General features: G+C 48.2%; 6 protein-coding genes. 1 reads left to right on the top strand and 5 read right to left on the bottom strand.

The window, feature by feature from the left end; translation table 11 throughout:
- On the bottom strand, positions 1 to 264 hold a 264-nt coding region (locus KDK18_RS03120; RefSeq protein WP_257253142.1), incomplete at its 3' end, for a hypothetical protein.
- Positions 265 to 716: 452 nt separating this feature from the next.
- Here KDK18_RS03120 and KDK18_RS03115 point away from each other — a divergent pair.
- Positions 717 to 2,309: an FMN-binding glutamate synthase family protein gene (locus tag KDK18_RS03115; RefSeq protein ID WP_257253140.1), complete on the top strand. Its 1,593-nt coding sequence runs from the start codon at positions 717 to 719 to the stop codon at positions 2,307 to 2,309.
- Positions 2,310 to 2,352: 43 nt separating this feature from the next.
- On the opposite strand, the gene argS is transcribed toward KDK18_RS03115, so the two are convergent.
- The 4 genes from argS to KDK18_RS03095 all read right to left on the bottom strand — a co-directional run.
- Positions 2,353 to 4,095, bottom strand: a complete 1,743-nt coding sequence (gene argS, locus KDK18_RS03110) for an arginine--tRNA ligase (RefSeq protein WP_257253138.1) — start codon at positions 4,093 to 4,095, stop codon at positions 2,353 to 2,355.
- Between the two features lie 48 nt (positions 4,096 to 4,143).
- Positions 4,144 to 4,281: a hypothetical protein gene (locus tag KDK18_RS03105; RefSeq protein ID WP_257253137.1), complete on the bottom strand. Its 138-nt coding sequence runs from the start codon at positions 4,279 to 4,281 to the stop codon at positions 4,144 to 4,146.
- A gap of 199 nt (positions 4,282 to 4,480) precedes the next feature.
- Positions 4,481 to 6,292, bottom strand: a complete 1,812-nt coding sequence (locus KDK18_RS03100) for an F-box/WD repeat-containing protein (protein WP_257253136.1) — start codon at positions 6,290 to 6,292, stop codon at positions 4,481 to 4,483.
- A gap of 17 nt (positions 6,293 to 6,309) precedes the next feature.
- Positions 6,310 to 7,433 (bottom strand): ATP-binding cassette domain-containing protein (locus KDK18_RS03095; protein ID WP_257253134.1); only part of this gene is annotated, 1,124 nt, incomplete at its 5' end.

The following is a 7,433-nucleotide window of genomic DNA, read 5'->3' as shown; positions in this document are numbered from 1 at the left end:
GCCAATTGCTATTTGTTCCCCGGCAGCCAAACCGCAAGCGATACCGCCACACATACCGATATTCCTCATTAGTAAGCCCGGACCACGCTTTATTTCTACAGGAAAATGACGTCTCCAATTACGGGCATCCCAGAGGAAGTTTTCGTAGAGTGATTTTTTTACGGTCAGCCCCAGAAACTTGCCAAGATTTGAATCCGTGCTGGATTCTGTTTGTGTGCCCCGATCAATTGTTTGATGACTGGGCGCTTGAGTGTTTACATTCATACTAAAGTACCTCTTGTTTCTAAATTATGAATCGTTCAAATCAATTTACCCTCACAGAGAATAAGTTTTACCGACACTTGCGATGATATATTTCACAAAGTATTCAGCGAATATTGGTAGTGTCACGTAACCTGACAGTGGAATTAAGCTGATTTATCTGATCCCTGTGACTTTGGACAGTGCCACTACGAACTAGTTCCAGTAGTAGTATTTTCAGACTCTAATCATTTATCATTTCTAAACAGTCCGCTTTACAACCCGCCTGCAAGGTATCTGGTTTGCTGCGATTTTGCCTCGCCTCTGTGTTTTAAGGGCAGGCTGTGGGGCCCTCCGTCTCTGTCAGGATAACTGTCACTGCCAATGAAGGAGCGTTGCCAAAGCCCGTTTTATCATCAAGACTCAAGTGCATCAGGTCCAGCTATCTGGACTTTTTCACTGAAAAAGGTGGAGAAATGGCACGTAAATTGTTTTTCTGGATTGCCATTGGCGGAACGCTGATCACATTGATTCTGTCGTTTTTCTGGCCCGGTATATTGTGGCTGTTTGTTTTTCTGGTACCTTACATTCTGGTTGGGGTTTTCGATCTGACCTGTACCCATCATAACGTTTTGAAAAATTATCCTGTGATTGGCCATATGCGCTACGCGCTGGAATTTATCAGTCCCGAGATCCATCAGTACTTTATCGAGTCAAATCAGAGCGGCAAACCTTTTAATCGTGAAATTCGAAACATGGTGTACTCAAGGGCCAAGGGAGTGTCTGATACCCAACCTTTTGGCACCCAGTTTGAGCTGACCGACTGCGGCTATCATCGAGCCAATCACTCCCTGAAACCCAAAGAGGTGGATGCCATCCATGGAAAAATACTGGTTGGTGAATATTCCTGTTCGCAGCCTTATCTGGCGTCAAGGCTGAATATTTCTGGCATGAGTTTTGGTGCCTTGAGTGCCAATGCTATCAGGGCGATGAATGCCGGGGCTTGCAGGGGAGGCTTTGCTCACAACACCGGGGAAGGAGGGTTAAGTCGACATCATCTGGCAGAAGGTGGAGATCTGATCTGGCAGATCGGTACAGGCTACTTTGGTTGTCGCACAAAAGAAGGTGGTTTCGACAAAAAAATATTTACTGAAAAAGTGAAGCATGGAGCCGTGAAGATGGTTGAAATAAAATTATCCCAGGGAGCCAAACCTTCTCATGGGGGCGTTCTGCCCGCCGTCAAAGTGTCGAAAGAAATTGCTGAAGCCAGGGGCGTCCCTGAAGGCGTGACGGTCATCTCTCCTCCTGCTCATTCGGCTTTTTCAACGCCCAGAGAGCTGATTTTGTTTATTGACCATCTCAGAGAGATTGCGAATAAGCCTGTGGGCTTTAAGCTCTGTCTGGGCAACAGAGTGGAATTTATGGGCATCTGTAAAGCCATGCTGGAAACCGGTTTGGCTCCGGACTTTATTACGGTCGATGGATCAGAAGGAGGGACAGGGGCCGCTCCGGTGGAGTATACGGATCGTTTGGGAATGCCAGTGAATGAAGCTCTGGTGTTTGTGAACAACTGTCTCGTAGGCGCAGGCCTGAGAGAGAAAGTAAAAATCATTGCCAGCGGCAAGGTCGCGTCGGGTTTTGACATGGTGACAAAGATCGCTCTGGGTGCCGATCTGTGTAATTCGGCCAGAGCCATGATGTTTGCTGTGGGATGTATTCAGGCATTGAAGTGCAACACTAATCAATGTCCAACGGGGGTGACCACTCAGGACCCGATCAGAGGCAAAGCCATCAATATCGCTGACAAACAGGTCAGGGTGGCCAATTATCACCGTGTGACGGTGGCCAGTTTTCTGGATATTGTTGGTGCGATGGGGCTGGAAAGCCCTGATCAGCTGAATGCGAGTCATATCTTCCGCCGTCTGGCAGATCAGACAGAGGCTTCTTACGCAACCATCTACCCTGTTTTGGAAACAGGTTTTTTGTTGAAATGTGATGATATTCCCGGGTACAGCGACCACTGGGCTCAGGCCTCGGCTGATGAGTTTTTGCCAGAGCAGCAGATATGAATGCCGACATTAACGTCGGCATTTTTTTCCGGGTTAAACAGGGTTACATCTGCTCAACGGTCTCAATGCCGAGCAGGTCAAGGCCTGTCTTGAGGATATGGGCAGTCAGGGCACAGAGTTGCAAGCGACTGTTTTTAACGGGTTCGTTGACCCCTTCTTTGTTAACCGGGCAGTTTTCATAAAAGCTCATGAATGCACCAGACAGATCATAAAGGTAGCTGCACAGTACGTGAGGGGTTCCTTCACGAGCCGCTTGCTCAATGGTTTCACTGAAGCGGTTAAGCTTCAGAGCCAGATCTCTCTCAGAAGGCTCTTCAACCAGAATATCACCGGTGAGGTCCGATTCAGCTACTCCGGCCCTGCGGAAAATGCTCTTAATACGGGTGTAAGCGTAGAGCAGGTAAGGCGCGGTGTTGCCCTCGAAAGCCAGCATGGTGTCCCAGTCGAAAACATAATCGCTGGTGCGGTTTTTGGACAGGTCAGCGTATTTTACCGAGCCCATGGCAACGGCTTTGATGACTTTAAACTTTTGTTCTTCGCTGAGATCAGAGGCTTTGCTGGCAATCAGTCTGGCTGCACGCTCTTCCGCTTCGTCCAGCAGATCCACCAGTTTGATGGTAGTACCGGCACGAGTTTTGAACGGTTTGCCATCCTTACCCAGCATCATACCGAAGGCATGATGTTCGGTGCGGGTGTCTTCATTAACGAAGCCTGCTTTGCGGGCAATGGTGAAGATCTGCTCAAAGTGCTGTCCCTGGCGAGCATCAACATAGTAAAGAACACGGTCAGCATTTAAGGTGTGGGTTCGATGACGCAGTGCTGCCAGATCGGTTGTGGAATAGAGGAAGCCGCCGCCAGACTTTTCGACGATGACACCCATTGGGTCACCGTCTTTATTCTTGAATTCATCCAGAAAGACCACTTTGGCACCCTGGTCTTCACTTAACAGATCTTTGCTGGCCAGTTCATTAATAATGGCAGGCAGGCTGTCATTGTACGCGCTTTCACCCATGACGTCAGACGGTGTCAGGGAAACATTCAGTCGTTCATAGACTTCCTGGTTGTGAGACAGCGTGATATCAACCAGTTTTTTCCAGAGTTTCAAACAGTGTTCATTGCCAGACTGTAATGCGACTACGTACTCACGGGCTTTTGTGGCAAACGCTTCGTCATCATCAAAACGTTTTTTGGCTGCCTTGTAGAAGGCTTCCAAATTTGAGAGCTCCATAGCCTGAGCTTCCTGGCTATCGTGCTCCAGCTCTTCGAGGTGAGCAATCAGCATACCGAACTGAGTACCCCAGTCTCCCAGGTGATTCTGGCGAATGACTTTGTGGCCCAGAAATTCCAGAGTACGAGCGGTGGCATCACCAATGATGGTAGAGCGAATGTGGCCAATGTGCATTTCTTTGGCAACATTAGGCGCAGAGTAGTCGACAATTACGGTTTCCGGACTGTCGACAGTGTTTACTCCGGAACGATCGTCTTTTACTGATTCTTCCAGTCCGGCAGCGAGCCACTGTGGATCGAGGTAGATATTGATGAAGCCGGGTCCGGCAATTTCAGTTTTTTCAGCAATACCTTTCAGGTCCAGATTGTCTTCCACTTTCTGAGCCAGGTCTCGAGGCTTGAGTCCCATTTTCTTTGCTGCTGACATCACTGCATTGCACTGATAGTCACCGAAGTTGGCCCGTGCGCTTTGGCGAACCATGGGAGGAGTATCTTCCGGGGCTCCGGCGGCGATCAATGCTTTGATGACTCTGTCTTCAAGCAGTTTAAGAATATTCATGGAAAAAAAGTCCTTGGTCTGAAACTTGTTTGCGATGATTTTTTTCGCTCAAGGCTGCTCATCGGGAAAAATACTTTGCACTGTCTGTGTTTCATTGTTGATTCTGGCCAGTGGCAGCCCTGTTCTGCAAAAAAGCAGGGTGTCGAAAGTGATGGTGACTGAAAAGCAACCTTTCAGCCTTGGCATCGTCGCAAGGTGAGTGTCAGGCAGCTTATGGGCTTGCCGCGGTCAGGTGCTGACTGAAGCCGTTCATGACTCACCGTGTGAGAGGAAGATGGAGTGGCTGATGAGAGTGATTTCATAGCCGGAAATGATAGCGAATAAAGTCGCTTTGAGACAATAGCCAGTCTCCGGCAATCGTGATAACAGGGCAAGTCGAGTGCTGTCACTCAGTGTTAGCAATCAATGGATTATGCCCCCGTAATTCATAAACGAACATTTTCTTATCACGACATGCGACTATCGCATAGTGGCCACTGTAGCTGATGAACTGGATTGGGGCACCGTGGGAAATGATCGCTTTTTGGACCCATTCTCCATCCGTTTGCTGACCATGGATTATTAACGTCTCTACAGCGATGGTCAATACGTGGCGGCTATCAGGGCTGAATATGGCTGTGACAACATTTTTACCATGGAAAATGACAGCCGTTTTGTGCCACAACCCAAGCTTCAGACCATGGATCATCGCAGTGCCATCTGAACTGGTGGTTACCACATGGCGGCCATCGTGGCTAAAGTTGGCCGACGTGACCTTGCCCTTATGGCGAATGGTGGCTTCAATCACCCATGATCCATTATCGTCCTGGTACAGGATTTTTACCTTGCCATCTTCACTGGCGGTTAACACATAACGTTCATCGGGGCTGAAGGCAGCTGATATGATTTGGTCGTCATGGGAAATGGTAATTTCATGCTCCCACGATCCATCGTCTTCCTCACCATAGATGGTTACCGCGCGCCCGCTGGTGATTAGCAGACGGTGACTAGTGCGACTGATGATGGCTGATTTGACCCGATTATCATTGAACGCAAGCTCTTTTTCTTGCCACAGCCCATTATCCAACAGACCGTGAAGTCTTAATTTTTGATCTTCGCTGATGGTCACCACATGACGGTTATCGAAGCTGAAGAAGGCTTTCAGAACCGGACTATCAACAGTAATGATCGTTTCTGGTTCCCATGAGCCATTCTTCAGACCATAGATTTTCGCTGTGTTATCGTAACAGGCAATGACCAGATGTTGGCCATCGTAGCTAAATTGCGCTGATTCGATGCAATTATCCAAAGATATAAGCTCTTTTTCTTCCCATAATCCATCGTCCTTCAGAGTCAGGATTTTCGCCGTTCCATCCCAACTGGCCGTCACCAGATATTGGTTATTGGGGCTGAAGGCGATTGATTTGATCTGATTTTCGTGGCTAATGGTGACTTCTTCTTGCCAGGATCCGTCGTCCTTCTCACGACAGATTTTCCCCGTAAAGTCGTAGGAAATGGTCACCAGACGGTGTTCATCTTTACTGAAGCGGACTTCTTCGACCCAACGATTATGGGAAATTATGGTTTTTTCTACCCAGCTGAATTCAGACTGTGATTCATCGAAATGGCGGGCATAAATTCTTGCCTTTTTATCCATACCGGCAACCGCTATATAGAGACCATTGAGGATGGTTCTGACAGACATGATATCGTGATCATAGACAATGGTGGCTTTTGTACCGACTTCAAATTGTTCACATTTAGACATCAATCTGGTTTGGGTGAAGTAGAATAAAGCAGGAAAATAAGTTTTCTCCCGGTGTTCCATGAGTGACTTAATTAGCTGTTTATCATTCGTAAATAGCTGCAACCATTGAGTGAGTTGTTTCACTTCTTCTGTAGGAAGAGCCCTCTTAAGTCGATCTTGGTGTGGTGAAGTAAATCGGCGATACCACACCTTTGCAAGCGCATGGTTATCTTCAATGGTCTGGTGAAAGTGAGTACATACCTGCTGTAAACGGGCAACATCCCTAAGCGTTAAAAAGCCAATAATTTGCTCTTGTATTTCGATGGGCAAACAGATTAACAAGGATTCTTGGCTGTCAGGTACCGAGACAGTTCTACCCCAACCACTACCGGTTGGTGTTTCTAATTGAACTTGATTGGCAGTTACTGAGAGTAAGCCTTCATTGTTGGAGATGCTCGCTATTTTAGGCATATCAGGCTTCACCTGAGTTATTCATTGTCTATTTCCCTGAGACTGACCTGGCTGTTTTCCAGATGAATCCTGCCGGTAAAAAATCCATCGTAGTTATTCTGGGCGGCATTGTGGTCGACGATCAGCAGCAGACTGTCGGGCAAGTATTTTTTAAGCATCCTCTGTGCCTGTTGCACTGAAATCTGGTCCATCCCGGCGAAAATTTCATCCAGTATGGCCACTTCAGGACGCCGGTTAATCACCGAGAGGAGTGCCAGTTTTTTAATCTGGCCGCCACTGAGCTGATCTTTCCAGTTACGTTCGTCGTGAAGCTGTTCTTTCAGAAGGTGCCACTGATCTTCGGAGTAGAAATCGATCTCCTTTAACAGGTTGATCAGTTCCTGATCGGTGAGGTCGGTTCTGTGCTTTGGGTTTCGCAGAGCAGGATGCGGGTCGTCCGGGTCACCTTCCAATCGTAACGTGACCAGTTCTCTCAGGGTTATGTTGGGTGGAATGTAGGTCAGCTGTTCGGCGTGGAAGACTTCAGGCAACTCGCCATTGGCAGTGGTGTAAGTGACATTGCCCGTCGCCCATATACCATTGCCGACTTCTCTTCTGATCTTTGAAAGCAGGCTGCTCTTGCCACTGCCGGAAACACCGGAAACCGCAAAATAGCCCTTGGGAAGGGTTAATGCCTGGTCGGTCATCAGTACACCTTCAGGATGCCCCATGGAGAAAGCTTCCAGACGGATGGCTACCTCATCCCCTTTTTGAGCCCGATAGTCAGGCTGTTGCCACAGTTCCCTGGGGGAGCGTTTTATTTCCGCTCCCAGTGAGTGAATACTGTCTACCGCTTTATTGAAGCTAAGCAGGGTATCGACGTTGTCAGCGTGCCATGATAAGGCACTGGAAACACTGTCAGTGGCGAAAAGAAGTGCCTGATAATCACCGTATACCACTTCTCCAGTACTCATCTTCCTGGCAATGAGAAGGCTTTTGGCAACGAAGTCGATAAGGCTTTTTACAGTGCCCCAGCTACCTGAAATCAGTCCTGCTTTAGACTGGCTGGCTTCTGTCTCCCGAACTGCCTGCAGCAGCTCGGCATACTTTTCTGCCTCAGAGTGTGAGACGGATTGCCCATCTTTGTAGTAGGCATCAGTGC

This window comes from Endozoicomonas sp. SESOKO3, assembly GCF_024606255.1.
The sequence above is the reverse complement of the archived record's forward strand: the minus strand, read 5'-3'. Positions and strand labels throughout refer to the sequence as shown.

Bases quoted from the DNA above. Each gene is read 5' to 3' on its own strand.
- KDK18_RS03105 (WP_257253137.1), bottom strand. From the start codon at position 4,281: ATGCCAAGGCTGAAAGGTTGCTTTTCAGTCACCATCACTTTCGACACC.
- argS (WP_257253138.1), bottom strand. From the start codon at position 4,095: ATGAATATTCTTAAACTGCTTGAAGACAGAGTCATCAAAGCATTGATC.
- KDK18_RS03100 (WP_257253136.1), bottom strand. From the start codon at position 6,292: ATGCCTAAAATAGCGAGCATCTCCAACAATGAAGGCTTACTCTCAGTA.
- KDK18_RS03115 (WP_257253140.1), top strand. From the start codon at position 717: ATGGCACGTAAATTGTTTTTCTGGATTGCCATTGGCGGAACGCTGATC.